Genomic DNA, 20,862 nt, shown 5'->3' with positions numbered 1-20,862 from the left:
CATGTTAAGCCGCACCGCCGATTGCCTCTATTGGATGGCTCGTTATACCGAGCGGGCTGAGAATACCGCGCGTATGCTCGATGTGAACTATCAAACCTCGTTGCTGCCGCAGCCCTCTGAATATCGAGACCAAAGTTGGCGTAAATTACTCACCATCTCCAAACTGGAACCGGCGTTCCTAGCGAGCCATTCTCAGATGAACCAGGAATCCATTTTGCGGTTCATGATCGCGGATGCGAATAATCCATCGAGCATTGTGTCTTGCTTGCGCGCCGCTCGCGAGAATGCCCGGGCGATTCGTGGACGGATTACCTCTGAGCTGTGGGAAACTCAGAACACTACCTGGCTTGAATTATCGCAATTACTTGCTAGACAGGATTATGCGGATCCTAGCAGCCTCTTAGATTGGGTTAAATATCGCTGCCACCTCTCACGGGGGGTCATGCATGGCACCATGCTAAAAAATGAGGCTTACTACTTCATGCGAATTGGCACCCTACTGGAGCGCGCCGATAATACTGCTCGCATCTTAGAAACCAAGTACCAAGATCCAGCCAGCTTGCGTCAACTAAAACCCATTCAAGATGTCCATGAGGAGGCGGATTCAGCATTCTTTGATTTCTATCATTGGGCTGCCCTGTTGCGTTCTGTATCTGCTTTTGAGATCTATCGGCAGATTTACTCAGACCAAATTACTCCTCAAAAGGCAGCAGAACTCCTAATCTTTAATCAACAAATGCCCCGCTCATTGCGCTATTGCGTGGGGGATTTAATTGTGCTGCTGGGTGAAGTTCGAAATCAGAATTCTAAAGAGATAGAACGTCTTATTGGCAAACTCCAAGCAGACCTTGATTACTCGGATATCAATGAAGTCTTTCATGTGGGTCTTGAAGAGTTCACCAAGCAGTTTTTAAAACGAATTAACCACATCGGTGACGAGCTCAGTAATGCATATCTCATCCCCCTTGCCGTTGCCTAAGATGAAATCTATGCACTTACAAATTGAGCACCGTACCGAATACCAATATGACAATCTAGTTCGCTATTCGATTCAGGAGTTAAGACTAAGCCCTCTCGATAGCAAAGGGCAAACGATTGTGAAATGGCAAATTCAGTCGCCCGTGAAAGCAAAATCCACTCAAGATACTTTTGGGAATACCTGCCAAACATTAGTGCTCGACACGCCCTATAAATCAATGAGCATTACTGCCAAAGGAGAAGTTAAAAGCTTTGGATGCTATGAGTACCAGGATGATGCCCATGCAGTATCCCCGTACTATCTTTTGCAGCCCACTACCCTGACACAAATATCGGAACCAATGCAATCGTATTTTGAATCGGCACTTCCAAAAAAACGTGACATTGACTCCGTTTTGGCTTTAGCCGATGCGATTCGTGTAGGCATTCGCTATCAAGCGGGTGTCACAACCTTTGCAACGACCGCGGCCCAATCATTTGCGATGCAAACTGGGGTATGCCAAGACCATAGCCACATCATGCTGAGCCTATGTCGGTATGCCAATATTCCTGCGCGCTATGTCAGCGGCTACTTTTTTGCCGAAGAATCCCCAAACCTAGCGAGTCACGCCTGGGTGGATGTTTGTTTGAATGCAAATCAAGGTCGCTGGATTAGCATTGATGTAACCCATGCCTGCCTGACGGATCAACGGCATATTCGTTTGGCAACTGGAAGGGATTATTATTCAGCTGCGCCCATCAAAGGAATCCGTTCCGGTGGTGGCCAAGAAGAGCTTCAGGCTCGCATTGCCATCCAACAAGTGAAAGTGCTTTAACCATGACCTATTGCGTTGCCCTTTGCCTAAATGAGGGCCTGGTGTTCTTGGCCGATACTCGGACCAATGCGGGAGTTGATCAAATTGGCACCTTTCGTAAGATGGCCCTCTTTCATCAAGATCACGAGCGCTTTTTTGTTCTCATGAGCTCGGGTAACTTAGCCATTACCCAAGCAGTCAAAGAGATCCTCCTCCAGGGCGAAATGTTTGATGGCATCAATCTTTGGAATGCCAAAAGCTGTCACGAGGCAGCGACAGTGGTTGGTTCAGCCGTTAAAAAAGTACGGGAGCGCGATTTTGAGGATCTGCAAAAGTCAGGGATTGAGTTCAATTGCAACTTAATTTTTGGTGGACAAATCCAGGGTGAGAAACCCCGTTTATTCAATATTTATGCTGCCGGTAACTTCATTGAAACCACACCAGAGACTCCCTACTTTCAAATTGGCGAATCTAAATACGGTAAACCTATTCTCGATCGAGTGATTCGTTTTAATACGCCACTGAATTTAGCCACTAAATGTGTCCTGATCTCGATGGACTCAACCATCAAAAGTAATATCTCCGTTGGCTTACCACTCGATCTTTTGGTCTATGAGAAAGACTCTTTCAATTTAGATAAGTTAATCACGATTGATGAAGATAATCCCTACTTTGAGATGATGCACCGAATTTGGGGAGAGAAACTCAAGGAAGTGGCGCTCAGCATTCCAGAGCCCAGTTGGAATGGCTCCAAGAAAAGTATTTCCATTCAATCGCCTTCAAAGAAACTGGGTACGGTGCCTATTCATAAGCCCAAAGGCAAATCTTCAAGACAAGTAAAACGACCAAGAAGCAAATAAATAAGGCGGGTCTTGCCCGCCTTATTGGTCGTTCTGGATTAGACCTACGATCCGTTCTTGGCCAAAAACTCCCAGGTTTGTACGACACTATCTGGGTTTAGTGAGATTGAGGTAATTCCCTTTCTTACTAGCCACTTGGCAAAGTCTGGGTGGTCCGATGGGCCCTGTCCACAAATACCAACGTACTTCCCTTGTTTGACGCAGGCATCGATCGAGCGCTCAATCATGAACTCCACAGCAGGATCGCGCTCATCGAAATCAATTGCTAAGAGTTCCATGCCAGAGTCGCGATCAAGTCCCAGGGTTAACTGGGTCATGTCGTTTGAACCGATTGAGAAGCCATCAAAGTATTCCAGGAATTGATCGGCCAGAATAGCATTCGATGGAATCTCACACATCATGATCAATTTCAGGCCATTCACTCCACGTTGTAGACCAAACTTGGCCATCATGTCAATCACACGCTTTGCTTGTGCAATCGTACGCACAAACGGCACCATGATCTCGACATTATCTAAGCCCATTTCCTCGCGCACCCGCTTCATCGCAGCGCATTCGAGAGCAAAGGCCTCGCCAAAATCCTCCGACACATACCGCGATGCCCCCCGAAAACCGAGCATCGGATTTTCTTCATCTGGTTCGTAACGCGATCCACCGATCAACTTTTTATACTCATTGGACTTAAAGTCAGATAAGCGCACAATCACTGGCTTGGGATAAAAAGCCGCTGCAATGGTTGCTACGCCTTCGACCAATTTATCCTCATAAAATGCTCGAGGACTAGAATAGCCGCGGGCCACACTCTCTACCGCCCGCTTTAGATCAGCATCAATATTGGGATACTCCAACACAGCTCGTGGATGCACGCCAATGTAGTTATTGATAATAAATTCCAAGCGAGCTAAGCCAACCCCTGCATTGGGCAGTTGGCAGAAGTCAAACGCTAACTGAGGGTTGCCGATGTTCATGGTGATTTTGACTGGTATCTCTGGCAAAACACCGCGCTTCACCTCAGTAACCTCGGTTTCAATCAGGCCGTCATAAATACGTCCTTCATCACCCTCAGCGCAGGAAACGGTAACTACCGCACCATCTTGTAAGACATCGGTTGCATTACTGCAACCCACAACTGCAGGAACACCAAGTTCACGCGCAATGATGGCGGCATGACAGGTTCTCCCACCTCGATTGGTAACAATCGCCGCGGCACGCTTCATCACGGGCTCCCAATTCGGGTCGGTCATGTCGGCTACCAACACATCACCAGGCTGAACCCGATCCATTTCGCTGGCGTCCCGAATCACACGAACCGGGCCACCTCCAATTTTTTGACCAATGGCTCGGCCCGTTGTAATGACTTTTGAATTTCCCTTTAAGTGATACCGCAGTTCCACTTGATCGGCCGCTTGGCTCTTCACGGTCTCTGGACGGGCTTGAAGGATGTAGATCTTGCCATCCACACCGTCTTTGCCCCATTCGATATCCATGGGTCGACCATAGTGTTTCTCGATAATGACCGCATACTTGGCAAGTTCTGTGACATCTTCATCGCTAATTGAGAAACGATTGCGCTCTTCGGGGGCTACCTCAACGGTTTGTACGCGCTCTGCAGAACCTTGGGGAGCAAATTGCATCTGAATTAATTTCGATCCCAATGACTTCCTGATGATGGCTTTTTTGCCTTTTGCTAAGGTTTCTTTGAAGACATAAAACTCATCGGGGTTGACTGCGCCCTGCACCACGGTCTCGCCCAAACCATAGCTTGAGGTAATAAAGACCACCCCAGGAAAACCAGACTCGGTATCGAGCGTGAACATCACGCCTGCTGCTCCAAGATCTGAGCGTACCATGCGTTGCACACCCGCAGAAAGCGCCACATCGGCGTGGGCAAATCCTTTGTGAACGCGATAGGAAATCGCGCGATCGTTATACAGGGATGCAAATACCTCCCGTATCTTTTTTAGCACATCATCGATACCCGATACGTTCAAAAAGGTTTCTTGCTGACCAGCAAAAGAGGCATCTGGCAGATCCTCAGCCGTTGCTGAGGAGCGGACCGCGAAGGATCCCTTGCCCGATGCATCGAGTTTTTGAAACGCCTCTCGTATATCGGCTTCTAATTGAGGTTGAAAATTGGCTCCCTCGATCCATGAACGAATCTGCGCACCCGCTTCTGCTAAAGCGCGAACATCATCAACATTGAGCTTAGCAAGCCGCTCTGAAATCTTTTGATCCAGTTGATTATGTTTTAAGAAATCCCGAAATGCGATCGATGTAGTGGCAAAACCGGTTGGAACACGCACCCCTGCAGATGCCAATTGTGAAATCATTTCACCTAGTGAGGAATTTTTACCGCCTACCGACTCAACATCGCCGACACGCAGCTCCTCAAAAGGCAAAACATAGGCGTTTTGCTTATTTTGCATAGACATAAAGACTCTCGTAAAGTTAAAAAACTGGGTAAAGCGTTGCTCCTAAAATCGGGCATACTTGAATAAACATTATTGTATTACTGGACCCTAATTTGCCTATTTTTTAATCAATCTTTGTCTCGCTAAACACCATGACTCTTTCCGCCAATACCCTACCTCGCATTGTTTACATCGTCTCGGATGGAACAGGTATTACCGCTGAAAACTTTAGTCAATCGATCCTGGCGCAGTTCGAGACCAGCTTTCGACAGGTTCGCATTCCTTTTGTGGATACTGTGGATAAAGCGCATGACGCGGTATCTCAAATCAATGGCACCGATCCCAAGTATGGCCAAGCGATTGTCTTTACCACCCTCGTCAATCCAGAGGTGAATCAGATCGTTGGCCAAGCCAAGGCCCTGGTACTTGATATGTTCCAAACCTTTGTGGCGCCCCTTGAACAAACTCTAGGAATGCGCTCAACCCATGCGATTAATCGCCTGCATCACAATGCCGATACCGATGCCTATAAAAATCGCATTGAAGCGATTAACTATTCCTTAGCCCATGACGACGGCCAGTCTAATCAAAATCTAGTCGATGCGAATGTGATTTTGGTGGGCGTATCTCGAGTTGGCAAAACACCAACCAGCCTTTACCTGGCGATGCAGTATGGATTAAAGGCAGCCAATTACCCCTTAATCCCCGAAGATTTTGAGCGCGGCCAGTTGCCCAAGGATCTTCTCTCTCATAAACAAAAGATTTTTGGTTTAACGATCGACCCCGAACGCCTCTCTGAGATCAGAAACGAACGCCGGCCGGGAAGTAACTATGCCAAGCTAGAAAACTGTCGATATGAGATTAATGAAGCCACTGCCATGATGCGACGCGAGTCTATTCCATGGGTCTCGACCACTAGCAAATCGATTGAAGAGATTGCAACCACCATTCTTCAGGCCATTCGCTCCGATAAAACCATCCTTGGCTAGGGATGCCTAGGAATTAAATTGCCCTCGCGCACGCAGAGTCTCGTACAAACAAACCGCGGCGGTGCTCGCCACATTTAAAGACTCCAGCTTCGGATTTTGAGGAACCCGAATCAGGGTAGCTTGCCCCAAGAGCTTTGGAGACACTCCTTGCCCCTCATTACCAAATACCCAAGCAACCGGCTTTTGTAGACTTGCTTCGATTGAATACAGTGAGTGCTCCGCGCTCATGGTCGTTGCCAATAAGGGTGCCTCAATATTACTGGTCACGGCATCGATGCTTTGTGCCTCATAAAAAGTCAGGTAACGATGCGCTCCCATGGCCGCACGAAGCACCTTCGGCGACCAAATATGGGCAGTTCCTGCCGTACACACAATCTGATTGAAATGACAGGCCAAGGCGGTACGCAAAATCGTTCCGACATTCCCAGCATCCTGAATGGCATCCAAAACAATAGTGTCCCCCAGTAGATTCTTCGAGGTATTTTTTGGAGGCTCTAGGCGAACCAAGCCCATGATTTGCGGAGCACGCTCTAGCTCAGTGATGGAAGACCATAAAGACTCATCAACCAACTGAATCTCAACCTCCGGACATTGTTCACAATGGCTATCAATAATCGCTGCAATCTCCGCATTCGTGAGTGCTGCTGGAGTAATCAAGATGCTCTGCAAACGCGGGTCGCCTTGCCAGACTTGCAATAAATGGATGCCTTCCATGACCGCAAGCTGAGACTCCTGGCGAGCCTTCTGCCCTTTACTACCGGCTTGCTGAAGCTGACGAATGCGCTTGAGTAAATTATTTTCTTTCGATGAAATGACACCCTTGGAGTTATGCATTGATGAGCTCCCGCACTGGCGCAAATGAGCGCCGATGCTCCGCACATGGGCCATAGTGCTTAAGAGCGGCAATATGGGCCTCGGTTGGATAGCCCATGTGCTGATTAAAGCCATATTGAGGAAACTGTTCATGCAGGATTTGCATCTGTCGATCGCGATGTACCTTAGCCAAGATCGATGCAGCTGAGATAGCTGGCTCTTTTGCGTCCCCCTGAATAATTGCGCGCGCTGGAATAGGCAGGGATGGGCAACGATTGCCATCGATCAGGGCTTCGCCTGGCCACTCACCCATCTGATCAACTAAGGACTGTATCGCTCGTTGCATCGCCAACATGGTCGCTTGCAAGATATTGAGCTTATCGATCTCCCCAGGGGATGCCTCACCAATACCCCAGGCCTTCGCCTTTGACGTAATTTCAGCATAAAGTGCTTCGCGCTTGGCAGGACTCAACTTTTTTGAGTCTTTTAATCCAACAATGGGTTGCTGAGAATCTAGTACGACCGCTCCTGCGACGACTGCACCAACCAATGGACCGCGCCCCGCCTCATCAACCCCGCATATCCAAATACTCATGGTGAACTAGGCTCTCTCACGCAAGGTTTGCTCAATTGCTTGGGCTACTAAAAGCCCAGTTGGCCGTTTCAGTATTCGATGCAGCTCTTCAAAGCGCTTTTGGAGTTTTTGAACCGCGGCGGGGTGATTCAACCAATGCATCACTTCGCGAACCAAGACCTCGGGCTTGGCTGCATCTTGTAAAAGCTCGGGCACCACAAACTCGCCACACAGAATATTGGGCAAACCCACGTATGGCAAATACCCCTGTCGTTTCATAATCTGGGCCGTTAGCCAAGGCACCTTATATGAAATCACCATGGGTTTTTTCCAAAGGGCCGCCTGTAAGGTTGCGGTTCCACTTGCGATCAAGACCACATCGGCAGCGGCTAAGGCCAGATTGGCATCTCCATCCAATAAGATTAATTGAATATCGGGATTGTTGGCTACTAATTGTTGCTGTAAACGTTCAACGGCAGGTCGTAAATGAGGTGCGGCAATAGGAAGCACAAAATGAAGCTTTTGCCCCTTCAATTGTTTTGCAAGAATGGCAATAGTCTCAAAAAATAGTGGGCCGATTAGTTCAATTTCCGACTGACGACTGCCAGGTAACACCGCAATCGCGATGCCATCAATGCCCAAACTGTTCTTCGCTGCAGTCTGATCCACGATTTCTGGGATCTCACTTGCTAAGGGGTGACCAACATAACTTGCAGCAATCCCAGCCTTCTCATAAATCTCCGGCTCAAATGGAAATAAACACAGAACCCGATCGACCGCGCGAGCAATCTTATGAATGCGGCCACCACGCCAGGCCCAAATGGATGGGGAGACTAAATGAAGCGTTGGGACTCCATGCTGCTTTAAGCGGGTCTCGACCCCCAAATTAAAGTCAGGCGCATCAACACCTAAAAAGACATCGGGCCGCTCGACCTTTAAAAGGTAGTGCAATAACTCAGAGCGTAATCGCAAAATGGCAGGTAGTTGCGCAAGCGCTTCGACGTATCCCCGCACACTTAAGGTCTCCATCGGCCAACGGGAATTAAAACCTTCTGCTTGCATCGCTGGCCCGCCAATCCCAAACATCCTAAGATCACGGGTGTACGGTATTTGCTTTAGGGCTGAAAGCGCAGGGGCTGCGATTAAATCCCCAGACGGCTCTCCTGCAACACAAGCCAGACTCGGCAAAATCAGTTACCGGATGATGCCGCGACTGGAGGCGGCTAAGAATTGATAGAACTGAACCAAGGCCCCTTGGGTTTTGGGATCAGTTTGTTGCTTTGCCATGGCATCGATAGCGACTTTCGCCTCTTCAAAACTTAGCCCATCTTTATATAAAACCTTATAGGCATTACGAAGCTCCATAATCGCCTCCGGTAAATAACCACGTCGCTTTAGGCCCTCGACATTGATTCCATGCGGTCCAGCTTTATCACCCGCCGCCATCACAAAGGGGGGGATATCTTGCACGAGCGCCGAGGCCCCACCTAACATGGCATGCGCACCAATGCGCACAAACTGATGAACGCCGGACATTCCACCAAGAATCGCCCAATCCCCTACTTCAACATGCCCTGCAATCTGGGCATTGCTTGAGAAGATGGTGTGATTACCAATTTGGCAATCATGCGCAATATGCACATAGGCCATGATCCAATTGTCATTACCGATTCGAGTGATTCCCCGATCTTGGGCAGTACCCGTATGAATGGTGGTGAACTCCCGAATCGTATTTCGGTCACCAATGATCAATTGGGTGGGCTCACCACGGTATTTCATGTCCTGCGGTTCGCCGCCGATGGCTGCAAAGTGACCAATCCGGTTATCTTGTCCGAGCGTTGTGTGCCCCTCAATCACGCTGTGTGAACCAACCGTACAACCTGAACTCATGGTGACATGAGGCCCAATCACAGCATAGGGACCAATAACGACGCTATCGGCTAGTTGGGCCTTGGAATCAACGATGGCACTTGCATGAATTGTGGCCATTACGCACTCTTCTTTCGAACCGCACAGGTAATCGATGCCTCAGCCGCTAATTCATCTTGGACGGTCGCCTTGACCTGAAACTTATAAATTCCCGCCTTACCGCGCTCAAATGTAGCGTGCATGATGAGCTGGTCACCAGGTAATACGATCCGTTTAAAACGTGCGCCATCGATTCCGGCAAAGTAATACACATCCTCGGGGTCGTGCTCCTCAGAAAATGTTAAGAGTGCTGCGGTTTGAGCTAGGGCTTCAATAATGAGAACACCTGGCATGACCGGAAAGTCAGGGAAATGACCTTGGAAGAATGGCTCATTCATCGTGACATTTTTCAATGCCTTGATGGTTTTTCCAGGATCCAACTCAATGACCCGATCGACCAATAAAAATGGATATCGATGGGGTAGTAGTTTCAGAATCCTGTGAATATCAATCACTGCTTGACTCATAGCGTATCCATAAAAAAGTTACTAATCGGGTTTACCAACCGAATCGGATGATTTGCTTTCAAGACCCCGAATCCGCTCCCGTATTTTATCCAGTCCGCGCAAAATGGCTGCATTTCGCTCCCAGGCGGAATGGGGCATGGAAGGAAAAACACCGGTAATGTGCGTACCAGGCTCTGTTATAGAACGAATTACAGGGGTGCCGCCCGATACGGTGGTACAGTCTGCAATCTGAAGATGGCCCGCGAAATTGGCATTGCCACCAATCACACAGTAATTACCAATGGTCGTGCTACCAGCGATGGCAGCACAACCAGCAATCACGGTATGAACACCAATCACCACATTGTGTGCAATTTGTACTTGGTTATCGATCTTGCAACCATCGCCAATGGCGGTATTCGCCATTGCTCCCCGATCAATCGTCGTACAGGCTCCCACTTCAACATCCTGACCAATCCGCACTCCACCCGTTTGTGGGATTTTGAGCCATTGGCCGCCTTGCGATGAAAAGTCAGGGGCAAAGCCAAAGCCATCAGCCCCTATCACGGCACCGCTATGAATAATGCAACGATCGCCCACTAAACAATCGTGATAAATCGTCACGTTGGGGTAAATGAGGCAATCATCGCCTAAGGTGGTGCCCTCACCAATACTAATTTGACCCAGAAGAACTGTACGCTCTCCCAAGCGAACTCCAGGGCCAATCTGAACAAAGGGTCCAATATGGCATGAGGCGGGGATCACAGCAGTAGTATCCACGACTGCCATAGGACTAATTCCCGGGGGGTAGATTGGGGCACTTTGCTTTGCAAACCACTGTGCCATCTTAGCGAAGCTGGCGTAGGGATTTTTTGATACCAGATAACTTGTCTTTGCTGACTGAGAATGGCCTTGCAAGAACTTTAAATCCGCTTCACTGACAATTAATGCACCCGCATCACTATCAAGCGCCTGTTGGCGATAGAGGGGATTCGATAAAAAGGAGATCTCGTCCGACTGGGCTCGCTCAAGCGGAGCAAGCCCTCGTAATAATCGTGAACCATCCCCCACCAAGCTAACTTGAAATTGTTCGGCTAGCTCGATGGCGGTTGGCATCTGAATTACTTGAGGTTATTTAACACCCTGATAACCTCATCGGTCACATCAAGTCTTGGATTGAGGTACGCTGGGGGTTCTTGAAAAATCACGTCGATCTTACGCTGTTCAGCCACTTGTCGAATTGCAATATTTGCCTTTTCAGCAATTTTTGCTCGCTCTTCAGCATTACGTTGATTGGCATCATCGTTTAGCTCACGATTCTTACGTTGCAACTCACGATCAAAGTCAGCCAACTCTCTCTGCTTTCGAATTCTCTCAGCCTCAGGCATTACGGCAGCCTCTTTATCCAACTTCTCAGCCGCGGCCTTAATTTTCTGTGCGCCATCCCGAATTTCATTTTGACGTTTTGCAAACTCATTTTGCAAACGCGATTGAGCTGCTTTTGCCATATTGGACTCAACAAAAATCTTCTCGGCATTCACAAACGCAATACGAGGTGCAGCTTCTTGAGCAAAAGCGACGGAACAAACACCCGTCAAGAATGCGGTTATAACTAATTTAGACCCTTTGGTCATTAATCCCTGAATCATCATCATTTTCCTTACGATTAAAACGCTGTACCCACCTGAAACTGCAGTCTTTGGATATTATCCGTCGGCTGTGCATTGATTGGAATACCGTAGCTAAATTTTAACGGACCCAATGGGGATATCCATGATAAACCGACCCCGTAGGAATACCGTAGTACTAAGTTAATGTCCTGGAAGGCATTACCGCCATCCGCAAAGGTGAAGAGGCGCAAGGTCTTGTCTGCCCCCGAGCCAGGAACTGGGAAGGTGTATTCAATATTGGTGACGATCTTCGACTGGCCACCGGTAGGCAAGAAAGTACCCGTGGTAGTGTTGAAATACTTCGGCCCAAGCGATCCCGGTGCGTAGCCCCTAACCGAACCAATGCCGCCCACAAAGTAGTTCTTGGTAATCGGGTATGGCTTGTTACCGTAGCCTTCACCATAGCCAATTTCACCATTGAAAGACAAGATATTGCCCTTGGAGAATGAGTGGTATTGCTGATATTGAGCATTCAATTGGTAGAACAGCAAATTACCCAAAGGCGTTCCAACCTCTCCTGATAAACGCTGTAAAGATCCTTTCGATGGAATCAGTGCACTATCACGGCCATCGCGTGCCCAGCCAACCGTAATTGGAATGTTATAAGTTTGCAATCGACTTGGGATGGTTTGGCCCCAGTCTTGCACATAGGTCTGATAGGGTTGCGGAGTATTTTGAGTCACGTAAATATCAAAAAACTCGAGGCCGGTTCCAAAAAATACCCGATCCACTTCGGTGTAAGGCACTCCAAACTTTAAGTTGGTACCAAAAGACTTAATCTGATAATCAGGATCTCCCACGTAATACAGCGGCTTATTGGAACGATAGAAAAAGTCGGTATAGCGACTAATGCCATCTTCGGTAAAGTAAGGGTCGTACTGCGAAAGCGCTAAGGATTGATTAATCTTACCGAGCGAGAAATTAAGACCAATACTGGTTCCGGTTCCAAACGCATTCTCTTGATTAATACCAGCGGTCAGGATCAATTTTTCAGTAGAAGAAAATCCAGCACCAATCGAGATCGCGCCGGTTGGCTTTTCCTCAACCTTCACGTTCACATCCACCTGATCGGGTGAGCCAGGAACATCGGCAGTAGTGATTTCACTATCCTTCACATAACCAGTTCGACCAATCCGCTCCTTAGAAATGCGGATCTTTTCACTATCAAACCAGGCACTCTCAAACTGTCGCATTTCACGCCGAATCACCAGATCGCGAGTCTTTGAGTTCCCCGTAATTTCGACTTTACGCACATACACGCGCCGACCCGCATCAATCACCAGCGTGATATCGACCTCATTCAAATCGCGCCGGATATCGGGTTGCGGATTAATCACCGCAAAGGCGTAGCCATACGAACCTAACTTCTCAGCAATAGCCTTGGTACTTTCCGCTAACTTTGCCGATGAGAAAGTATCACCCGCTTTAATCGTCAAGAGTGACTGAAACTCTTTTTCTTTACCCAGCAATTCCCCGGCGAGGCTAATATTCTTCACGGTAAATTTATTACCCTCACGAATACTGATCGTTAAATAGATGTCGCGCTTATCAGGAGTAATTGAAACCTGGGTGGACTCGATCACAAACTCGAGATAGCCCCGATTGAGGTAATACGAACGAATGGTCTCGAGGTCAGCAGTTAGCTTTTGCTTTGAGTACAAATTATCTTTGGAGTACCACGATAACCAACCACCGGTTTGTAGCTGCATCTGACTGCGCAAAGTACTTTCACTAAATACTTGGTTGCCAATGAAATTAATCTCTTTAATCTTGGCTACTGGTCCTTCATCAATATTAAAGAAGATCGCCACCTGATTGCGAGCTCCTGGAGTAACCGTTGTAACCACCTCAGCGGCAAACAATCCTTTACTCACATATTGACGCTTGAGCTCCTGCTCTGCTTTATCAATTAAGGCCTTGTCATAAAAACGTGCGTCTGCTACCCCGACGCTTCGTAATGATTTGCGAACCACTTCAGGATCAAATTCCTTCATGCCGGTGAACTCAATCCGCGAGATTGTGGGACGCTCGTCCACAATCACAATTAAGACATCCCCCTGCGCCTGAATCTGAACATCCCGAAAAAATCCGGTGGCATATAAAGCTTTAATTGAGTCAGCCGCCTTTTCAGGGGTAAACCGCTCACCGACTTGAACAGGTAGATAACTAAATACGGTGCCAGGCTCAACCCGCTGCAAACCTTCAATCCGAATATCTTTGACAATAAATGAGTCCGCAGCAAGAGCCGGCTGATTGAATCCAGCAATGGCCAACAGAATGATGCAAAAGCACGAGGCTAAATATTGCATCAGGCGATTAGGAAGTGACGAAAAACGGATCATGAAGACAGAAATAAGCGTTGTAGATCGTTAAATACAGCAAATAGTGTGAGCGCAATAATCAATATAAAGCCAAATCGCTGAAAAACTGCCTGCAACTGAGTGGATAAGCGCTTTCCAGAGACCAACTCCCATGCATCATACAGGAGCTGACCGCCATCTAACATTGGCAAAGGGATGAGGTTTAGTAATCCAATGCTAATGCTAAGAAGTGCCAGAAAAGAAACGAAGGATTGCCAGCCAAACTGGGCAGATTTACCCGCCATATCGGCAATGCTAATCGGGCCACTTAGCTGTTTTAAGGAGGTCTCCCCAGTAATTAAGCCGATCATCATTCGGGTCGAGACCTTGGTAATCAACCAAACCCGTTCACTGGCATAAACCAGAGAGTCAATTGGACCGAGCTGGAGCTCAAACCATGTAGATTCTCCCTCGGAATCTTTACCTGGAATGGGTAGGATGCCCAAACGTGCAAAGGGGTCCGTCCCCGGTGACAGGCGAGGCAATGCATCGCCCTTAAATTCCACAATATGGCGCTTACCAGACTCCGCCTCAAGCTCCAGGGAGAAGCCGCGCTCCGCGGTGATTGCATCCAATAAACGCCAGCGTAGATCATTCCAACTCACAATCGGTATAAATTGAGAATCCCCAGCAGACTTCCAGGCCAAGATCTCATCGCCCTTTTCCATATTCAACTGGGCTGCAATGGTTTGCTCAGCAGGCGCCTGTATTTGTGCAGGCAATTGAGGTACGCCATTGATATAGATGAACGCCAACAGAACAATGGCTAACAAGAAGTTAGCTAGTGGACCGGCAGCCACAATCAATGAGCGCTGCCATAAGGGCTGAGTATCAAAGGCAACCGCTTGCTCCTCTGCCGATATCTGCTGCTCGGAATCTCGCCCATCCAAAAGCTTCACATAACCGCCCAAAGGAATCGCAGCAATGACCCATTCGGTTCCAGATTTTGATTTCAGGGTTAGGAGTGGTTTGCCAAAACCAACAGCAAACCGCAATACCTTCACCCCGCACATCCGAGCGGCGCTGTAATGACCAAACTCATGAAAACTCACCAAGATCCCAATGGTGATTAAGAAATAAAGAAGTGTTGAAATCGCTTCCATGCTTATTGGCGTGTAATCCAATCACTGGTTTTGAGGCGGGCCTCTCGATCAACCGATAGAACCTCATCCAAAGATCCCGCCTTTTGGTTAGGAAGCTGATTGAGCGCGAACTCAACGGCCTGCGCAATTTTCAAGTATGGCAAGCGGCCTTCTAAAAATGCAGCGACGGCAATCTCATTGGCAGCATTTAGAACCGTGGGGCTTGTCCCCCCTTGCCTCGCAGCAGCAAAGGCAAGACCTAAACATGGAAAACGCAAAAGATCGGGCTCGGTAAAGTGCAAACCGGATAACTGAGTCAAATTGAGAGGCGCAACACCAGCATCAATGCGATTGGGCCAAGCCAAGCCAAATGCGATGGGTGTGCGCATATCTGGCTGTCCGAGCTGAGCCATGACCGAACCATCTCGATAGCGCACCATGGAGTGCACCACGCTCTCCGGATGAATGAGCACCTTAATTTGGTCGAGCGGCAAACCAAATAACCAATGCGCCTCGATTACTTCAAGCCCCTTGTTCATCATGGTTGCAGAATCAACTGAAATTTTGCGACCCATCACCCAATTCGGATGAGCACATGCCTGATCTGGTGTGATATTGGCCAGTTGATCGATTGGAGTATTCCGGAAAGGGCCCCCAGAAGCCGTTAACCAAATTTCCTCAACCCCCAAATGCTCTTTCATCCGCGAGGTATTTTTGGGACTCGTGAAGTGCGGTGGTAAGCACTGAAAAATTGCATTGTGTTCACTATCGATTGGCAATAACTCTGCGCCACCTCGGATTGCGGCACTCATAAAAATATCTCCAGACATCACTAGAGACTCTTTATTCGCAAGCAATACGCGCTTACCAAGTTCGGCCGCGCGTAAGGTGGGCAACAGACCAGCGGCACCAACAATGGCTGCCATCACGGTATCGCAGTCACTTTCTGAGACTGCGGCAATGAGACCCGCCTCGCCATGATGCACAGCAATCGATAGACCCTTGCCTTCTAGGAGTTCCTTTAGCGTTTTTGCGTCAGTCGCAGAGTGAACCACTGCGATCTTGGGTCTGAACTCCAAACATTGCTCAGCCAAACGTTCGATTTGCCGACCGGCAGTGAGTGCACTTACCTTAAATTGATCTCGATGAGCGCGCACCACATCAAGCGTATTCATGCCGATCGATCCGGTGGATCCTAAGATACAGAGATTTCGGGTGATGAGATCGTGCATAAGGGGGGGTCGTTTTTAACTTCTCACCATTATCGAGAATAATGCAGCGATTGGCATGACCGGCAATAAAGCATCGACACGATCCAAGAACCCTCCATGCCCCGGCAATAAATGGCTACTGTCCTTCACTTTTGCGATCCGCTTGAGTTGCGACTCAAATAGATCTCCCATAATGCTGTAAGCCGCCAAAACTGCAGTCATGAGAAGCATCCATCCCCAGCCCCATTTCGACTGGAACGATCCAAATAGGGTATCGCCCGCTGGTAAATAGTGTGCGCAGCCGATGGCGTACACCAAACAGAGGGCTAAGCCACCGAGAGCCCCTTCCACAGACTTACCTGGACTAATTTGGCTAGCGAGCTTTCGTCGACCAAAAGACTTACCAACAAAATAGGCGCCAATATCAGCGAGCCAAACCAATATCAAAGCGCTTAATAACCACCATAAGCCGATTTCACGAAGCACATCCAGAGATAGCCACGCGGTTGGCAAAATAATGAAGCCAAGGACGCTAAAAATAAATCGCCACCGTAACAAGGAAAGATGAATCCCTTGAGATAGGATCATTGGCATACCAATGATCCAAAACGCAAGCGCGATACTCAGTAAAGCGATTTCCACCGTTGGAATTGCAAAGAGCCAGAGGAAAAGAACGACCATGGCGCAGATCAGCGCATAAAAATAGGCTGCATACGATGCATTGGGGGCAATCAAGCGACTCCACTCCCAAGCGGCCGTTACTAGGATTAGTAAAAATAATCCTGAGAGATAGATCGGGGGTAACAAAAACAATACTGGCAACAAAATGGCCAGCATGATGACGGCAGTTACGATCCGAGTTTTAAGCATGCCAATTAGACGGCATCAGAGAAGGGAATGGGGTTGGACTCTTCTACCAGCTGGGCACTAGTGCGACCAAAGCGACGCTCCCGCTGGGCGTACCAAAGAAATGCTTTTTGCAACTCAGTCGCATTAAAGTCTGGCCAAAGAATATCCGTGAAATAGAGTTCGGTATATGCCAATTGCCACAAGAGGAAATTACTCACCCGCTGCTCACCACCGGTCCGAATGAATAAATCAGGCTCAGGGGCATAGGCCATCGAAAGATGGGGGGCCAACCACTCCTCGGAAATACCCTCTGGATCAAGATGGGGGTTTTGCGCCAATGCTTTTTGCACCGCTTGCAAAATATCCCAGCGCCCACCGTAATTGGCGGCAATCGTCAGGGTTAAGCGGTTGCAATCCTTGGTTTTTTCTTCCGAGAACTCGACCATTTCGGTGATCGCAGTTCCAAAGCGACTAAGGTCGCCAATCATCTTCAGACGAATATTATTTTCAGCAAGACGAGCAACCTCTTTACGGAGGGATTTGAGAAACAGTTTTGTTAAAAATCCAACTTCCTCAGGGGGTCTTCGCCAGTTCTCTGAACTAAAGGCAAATAAGGTCAGGTATTCAACGTTTTGCTTGACGCACTCCTCAACCACCTTGCGTACCGCCTCAAGCCCTTCTGAATGCCCAGCGACACGCGGCATAAACCGTTTAGTTGCCCAACGACCATTGCCATCCATGATGATAGCAACATGCCTAGGAACACTACCAACGGCAGGAACAGCAAGCGTAGAGCTGGTAGCTGCTTGGGTCATTTGACCAAATCATGACGGTTAAACCGTCATGATTTCCTTTTCCTTTTCAACCACCAATTTATCCACATCGGCCACAAACTTATCGGTCAATTTCTGGATCTCGTCCTGGGCACGACGCTCATCGTCCTCAGAGATTTCTTTATCTTTGGTCAAACGCTTTAAATGCTCATTGGCATCGCGTCGTAAATTACGAATTGCCACTTTGGTCTCTTCGCCCTCTGCTTTGACGACCTTGGTCAGCTCTTTGCGACGCTCCTCAGTCAATGGGGGCATTGGCACCCGAATCACCGTACCCTGAGTTGCAGGATTAAGACCAAGGTCTGATTCGCGAATCGCCTTCTCAACGACCGCGACCATATTTTTTTCCCATGGGGTCACATTAATGGTGCGCGCATCGGCAAGCCCTAGATTAGCCACTTGCGAGATTGGCGTGGGATTACCGTAGTAATCCACCATTAGGTGCTCCAAAATACCTGGGTTGGCACGACCCGTTCTGATTTTTGCGAGATTAGCTTTAAATGCCTCAATTGACTTTTGCATTTTTTGATCTGCATTGGTCTTTATTTGTCCAGCCGACATGCCACTCTCCTTTTAAACGTGAACTAGGGTACCTTCTGGCTCGCCCCGCACAACACTCAATAATGCACCTGGTTTTAAGATCGAAAACACGCGGATAGGTAATTTTCGATCGCGGCATAAAGCAAATGCAGTTGCATCCATCACCTGAAGATTTTTGATGAGGCACTCATCAAAAGTAATAGTGGAATACAACGTTGCACTTGGATCTTTATTAGGATCGCTGCTGTAGATGCCATCCACCTTAGTTGCTTTGAGCATCACCTCGACACCCATTTCCGCGGCACGCAATGCGGCCGCAGTATCGGTTGTAAAGAATGGGTTACCCGTACCAGCAGCAAAAATTACGACCTTGCCCTCTTTCATGGCTCGAATGGCTCGCGGCCGAATATAAGGCTCGACCACTTGATCCATTCGCAAAGCAGACTGCACTCTTGCCTCAACGCCTTTTTGTCTTAGCGCATCTTGTAAGGCCAACGAGTTCATCATGGTGGCCAACATCCCCATGTAATCAGCCGTGGCCCGATCCATCCCAGCTGCACCGCCTGCTACACCACGAAAGATATTGCCGCCACCAATCACGATGGCGATTTCAACGCCCAATTGAACCACCTCAGCGATTTCGGTGACCATGGAATCAATCGTTTTCGGATTGATTCCATAGGCATCCTCACCCATCAGGGCCTCGCCCGACAACTTCAATAGAACGCGCTGATATCCCGGCATATACCTTAGGCAGTTGCCTTTGCAGCAGCAACTTGGGCAGCAACTTCTGCAGCAAAATCGTCTTGACGCTTTTCAATGCCCTCACCAACAACATACAGAGTGAAGGATTTAATGGTCGTATTAGCTGCTTTTAGCATTTGCTCAACGGTTTGTTTGTCGTTCTTTACAAAGGCTTGATTTAGCAAAGAGACTTCCTTCAAATACTTTTGAACCGAACCCTCAACCATTTTGGCAGCAATATCAGCTGGCTTGCCAGACTCCAAAGCCTTTTGCTCAGCAATCTTACGCTCGGTTGCAATATTTTCTGCGGGAACATCTGCAGTCGATAAAGAAACGGGCTTCATTGCAGCAATGTGCATAGCGACATCTTTAGCCGCTGTTGCATCACCCTCGTACTCCACCATCACACCAATTCGGTTGCCATGGAGATAAGAAACCAATTGCCCGCCACCAGCAAAACGCTTAAAACGACGGGGGTTCATGTTCTCACCGATCTTACCGATCAACTCAGTACGCACTGCCTCGACAGGCTTGCCATTGAGCTCTAAAGCAGCCAAGGCGGTGACATCTGCGGGATTTTTCTCAGCAACGAGTTTGGCGCAGCCATTGCTAAATGCTAAGAAGTCATCGTTTTTCGATACGAAATCCGTCTCGCAGTTCACTTCCAATAAAGCACCGGTTGTTCCATCAATATAGGAAACAATCACACCCTCTGCGGCAATGCGTGATGCAGCTTTACTAGCCTTGCTTCCCAACTTCACACGCAGAATCTCTTCGGCTTTAACTAAATCACCATCGGCTTCCGTTAATGCTTTTTTGCACTCCATCATGGGAGCATCGGTTTTGGCGCGGAGTTCGCCAACCATTGCTGCGGTAATCGCGGGCATCAGTCTTCCTTCCCTTCTTCAACAAACTCTTCTTCGCCCTCTTTAACAGACTCGAGGACCTGCTGTACCGCATTTGCCTTACCTTCTAGGATGGCATCTGCAATACCGCGAACATAAAGAATGACCGCTTTACTCGAATCATCGTTACCCGGAATAATGTAATCAACGCCCTCTGGCGAGTGATTGGTATCGACCACAGCAATCACGGGAATACCCAGTTTATTGGCTTCGGTAATTGCAATTTTGTGATAACCCACGTCCACGACAAAAATAGCGTCAGGTACACCGTTAAGGTCTTGAATACCACCAAGTGATTTTTGCAACTTATCAAACTCACGCTCGTTGGTGAGGGCATCTTTTTTCGAGAGCTTCTCCCAATCGCCCGCCTCTTTTGCGGCAGCCATATCTTTTAAGCGCTTGATCGAACCTTTAACCGTTTTGAAATTGGTCAGAGTGCCTCCAAGCCAACGGCTATCTACGTAAGGCATACCAGCACGGGTTGCCTCTTGGGCAATAATTTCCCGAGACTGGCGCTTCGTACCAACAAAGAGAATCGTGCCGCGGTTAGCAGCTACCTGTCGCACAAATTTCAGGGCATCCTGAAACATGGGCAGGGTCTTCTCTAAATTAATAATATGAATTTTGTTACGATGGCCAAAAATGTAGGGGGCCATATTGGGGGACCAGAAGCGCGTTTGGTGGCCAAAATGGCACCCAGCTTCCAGCATTTCACGCATTGTCACTGACATTACAATCTCCTAAGGGTTGGTTCTAAGATCAAGTCCTGACTGCGCTCAAAAGCGCCACCCTGGATGGCTTGATCTGGGATTTCAGTCTCACCATGAGACCGATT

At 48.3% G+C, this 20,862-nt stretch carries 21 protein-coding genes; 4 read left to right on the top strand and 17 right to left on the bottom strand.

Translation table 11 applies throughout. The annotated features are described in order from the left end of the window. Position 1 precedes the first annotated feature (1 nt). From AOC32_RS03135 to AOC32_RS03125, 3 genes are read left to right on the top strand one after another with little or no spacing between them, the layout of a single operon-like run. Positions 2 to 979 (top strand): alpha-E domain-containing protein, encoded by a 978-nt coding sequence (locus tag AOC32_RS03135; protein WP_108508092.1) that lies wholly within the window; start codon positions 2 to 4, stop codon positions 977 to 979. A 10-nt stretch (positions 980 to 989) separates the two neighbouring features. Then, complete coding sequence (locus AOC32_RS03130; protein ID WP_108509315.1) at positions 990 to 1,793, top strand: transglutaminase family protein; 804 nt, start codon at positions 990 to 992, stop codon at positions 1,791 to 1,793. A gap of 2 nt (positions 1,794 to 1,795) precedes the next feature. Then, a complete protein-coding gene (locus AOC32_RS03125; RefSeq protein WP_108508091.1) occupies positions 1,796 to 2,632 on the top strand; it encodes a peptidase in 837 nt (278 codons plus the stop codon). Positions 2,633 to 2,676: 44 nt separating this feature from the next. Here AOC32_RS03125 and ppsA read toward each other — a convergent pair whose 3' ends face one another. After that, positions 2,677 to 5,064: a phosphoenolpyruvate synthase gene (gene ppsA / locus AOC32_RS03120; RefSeq protein ID WP_108508090.1), complete on the bottom strand. Its 2,388-nt coding sequence runs from the start codon at positions 5,062 to 5,064 to the stop codon at positions 2,677 to 2,679. Positions 5,065 to 5,195: 131 nt separating this feature from the next. Between ppsA and ppsR the strand changes: the two genes are divergently transcribed. Continuing rightward, positions 5,196 to 6,032: a posphoenolpyruvate synthetase regulatory kinase/phosphorylase PpsR gene (gene ppsR / locus AOC32_RS03115; RefSeq protein ID WP_108508089.1), complete on the top strand. Its 837-nt coding sequence runs from the start codon at positions 5,196 to 5,198 to the stop codon at positions 6,030 to 6,032. A gap of 6 nt (positions 6,033 to 6,038) precedes the next feature. On the opposite strand, the gene AOC32_RS03110 is transcribed toward ppsR, so the two are convergent. From AOC32_RS03110 to rpsB, 16 genes are read right to left on the bottom strand one after another with little or no spacing between them, the layout of a single operon-like run. Further along, positions 6,039 to 6,866: a TrmH family RNA methyltransferase gene (locus AOC32_RS03110; protein ID WP_108508088.1), complete on the bottom strand. Its 828-nt coding sequence runs from the start codon at positions 6,864 to 6,866 to the stop codon at positions 6,039 to 6,041. Next, positions 6,859 to 7,440 (bottom strand): ribonuclease HII, encoded by a 582-nt coding sequence (gene rnhB / locus AOC32_RS03105; protein WP_108508087.1) that lies wholly within the window; start codon positions 7,438 to 7,440, stop codon positions 6,859 to 6,861. Before rnhB ends, AOC32_RS03110 begins: the two co-directional genes overlap by 8 nt. 6 nt (positions 7,441 to 7,446) lie before the next feature. Then, positions 7,447 to 8,607: a lipid-A-disaccharide synthase gene (lpxB, locus tag AOC32_RS03100; RefSeq protein ID WP_108508086.1), complete on the bottom strand. Its 1,161-nt coding sequence runs from the start codon at positions 8,605 to 8,607 to the stop codon at positions 7,447 to 7,449. Positions 8,608 to 8,613: 6 nt separating this feature from the next. Beyond that, complete coding sequence (gene lpxA, locus AOC32_RS03095; protein ID WP_108508085.1) at positions 8,614 to 9,408, bottom strand: acyl-ACP--UDP-N-acetylglucosamine O-acyltransferase; 795 nt, start codon at positions 9,406 to 9,408, stop codon at positions 8,614 to 8,616. Then, positions 9,408 to 9,854 carry a 3-hydroxyacyl-ACP dehydratase FabZ gene (fabZ, locus tag AOC32_RS03090; RefSeq protein ID WP_108508084.1) on the bottom strand — a complete coding sequence of 149 codons (447 nt, stop codon included), beginning with the start codon at positions 9,852 to 9,854 and terminating at the stop codon, positions 9,408 to 9,410. Before fabZ ends, lpxA begins: the two co-directional genes overlap by 1 nt. A 21-nt stretch (positions 9,855 to 9,875) precedes the next feature. Then, the gene (gene lpxD, locus AOC32_RS03085; protein WP_108508083.1) at positions 9,876 to 10,949 is read right to left on the bottom strand and encodes a UDP-3-O-(3-hydroxymyristoyl)glucosamine N-acyltransferase; all 1,074 of its coding nucleotides are present in this window, start codon (positions 10,947 to 10,949) and stop codon (positions 9,876 to 9,878) included. Between the two features lie 5 nt (positions 10,950 to 10,954). Then, positions 10,955 to 11,488, bottom strand: a complete 534-nt coding sequence (locus AOC32_RS03080) for an OmpH family outer membrane protein (RefSeq protein ID WP_234409793.1) — start codon at positions 11,486 to 11,488, stop codon at positions 10,955 to 10,957. Between the two features lie 11 nt (positions 11,489 to 11,499). Then, the gene (bamA, locus tag AOC32_RS03075) at positions 11,500 to 13,812 is read right to left on the bottom strand and encodes an outer membrane protein assembly factor BamA (protein WP_108508082.1); all 2,313 of its coding nucleotides are present in this window, start codon (positions 13,810 to 13,812) and stop codon (positions 11,500 to 11,502) included. Between the two features lie 29 nt (positions 13,813 to 13,841). After that, positions 13,842 to 14,966: a M50 family metallopeptidase gene (locus AOC32_RS03070; protein ID WP_108508081.1), complete on the bottom strand. Its 1,125-nt coding sequence runs from the start codon at positions 14,964 to 14,966 to the stop codon at positions 13,842 to 13,844. A gap of 2 nt (positions 14,967 to 14,968) precedes the next feature. Further along, on the bottom strand, positions 14,969 to 16,177 hold the full coding sequence (ispC, locus tag AOC32_RS03065; protein WP_108508080.1) for a 1-deoxy-D-xylulose-5-phosphate reductoisomerase: 1,209 nt from the start codon (positions 16,175 to 16,177) through the stop codon (positions 14,969 to 14,971). Positions 16,178 to 16,192: 15 nt separating this feature from the next. Continuing rightward, the gene (locus AOC32_RS03060; RefSeq protein ID WP_108508079.1) at positions 16,193 to 17,026 is read right to left on the bottom strand and encodes a phosphatidate cytidylyltransferase; all 834 of its coding nucleotides are present in this window, start codon (positions 17,024 to 17,026) and stop codon (positions 16,193 to 16,195) included. A gap of 5 nt (positions 17,027 to 17,031) precedes the next feature. After that, positions 17,032 to 17,820 (bottom strand): polyprenyl diphosphate synthase, encoded by a 789-nt coding sequence (gene uppS, locus AOC32_RS03055; RefSeq protein WP_108508078.1) that lies wholly within the window; start codon positions 17,818 to 17,820, stop codon positions 17,032 to 17,034. Between the two features lie 18 nt (positions 17,821 to 17,838). Further along, positions 17,839 to 18,399: a ribosome recycling factor gene (gene frr, locus AOC32_RS03050; RefSeq protein WP_108508077.1), complete on the bottom strand. Its 561-nt coding sequence runs from the start codon at positions 18,397 to 18,399 to the stop codon at positions 17,839 to 17,841. 12 nt (positions 18,400 to 18,411) lie between these two features. Next, a complete protein-coding gene (gene pyrH / locus AOC32_RS03045) occupies positions 18,412 to 19,122 on the bottom strand; it encodes a UMP kinase (protein WP_108508076.1) in 711 nt (236 codons plus the stop codon). A 5-nt stretch (positions 19,123 to 19,127) separates the two neighbouring features. After that, on the bottom strand, positions 19,128 to 20,009 hold the full coding sequence (tsf, locus tag AOC32_RS03040) for a translation elongation factor Ts (RefSeq protein ID WP_108508075.1): 882 nt from the start codon (positions 20,007 to 20,009) through the stop codon (positions 19,128 to 19,130). Continuing rightward, on the bottom strand, positions 20,009 to 20,758 hold the full coding sequence (gene rpsB / locus AOC32_RS03035) for a 30S ribosomal protein S2 (RefSeq protein WP_108508074.1): 750 nt from the start codon (positions 20,756 to 20,758) through the stop codon (positions 20,009 to 20,011). Before rpsB ends, tsf begins: the two co-directional genes overlap by 1 nt. Positions 20,759 to 20,862 lie beyond the last annotated feature (104 nt).

It is taken from the genome of Polynucleobacter acidiphobus (genome assembly GCF_003065385.1).
Taxonomy (GTDB): Bacteria; Pseudomonadota; Gammaproteobacteria; order Burkholderiales; family Burkholderiaceae; genus Polynucleobacter; species Polynucleobacter acidiphobus.
The sequence above is the reverse complement of the archived record's forward strand: the minus strand, read 5'-3'. Positions and strand labels throughout refer to the sequence as shown.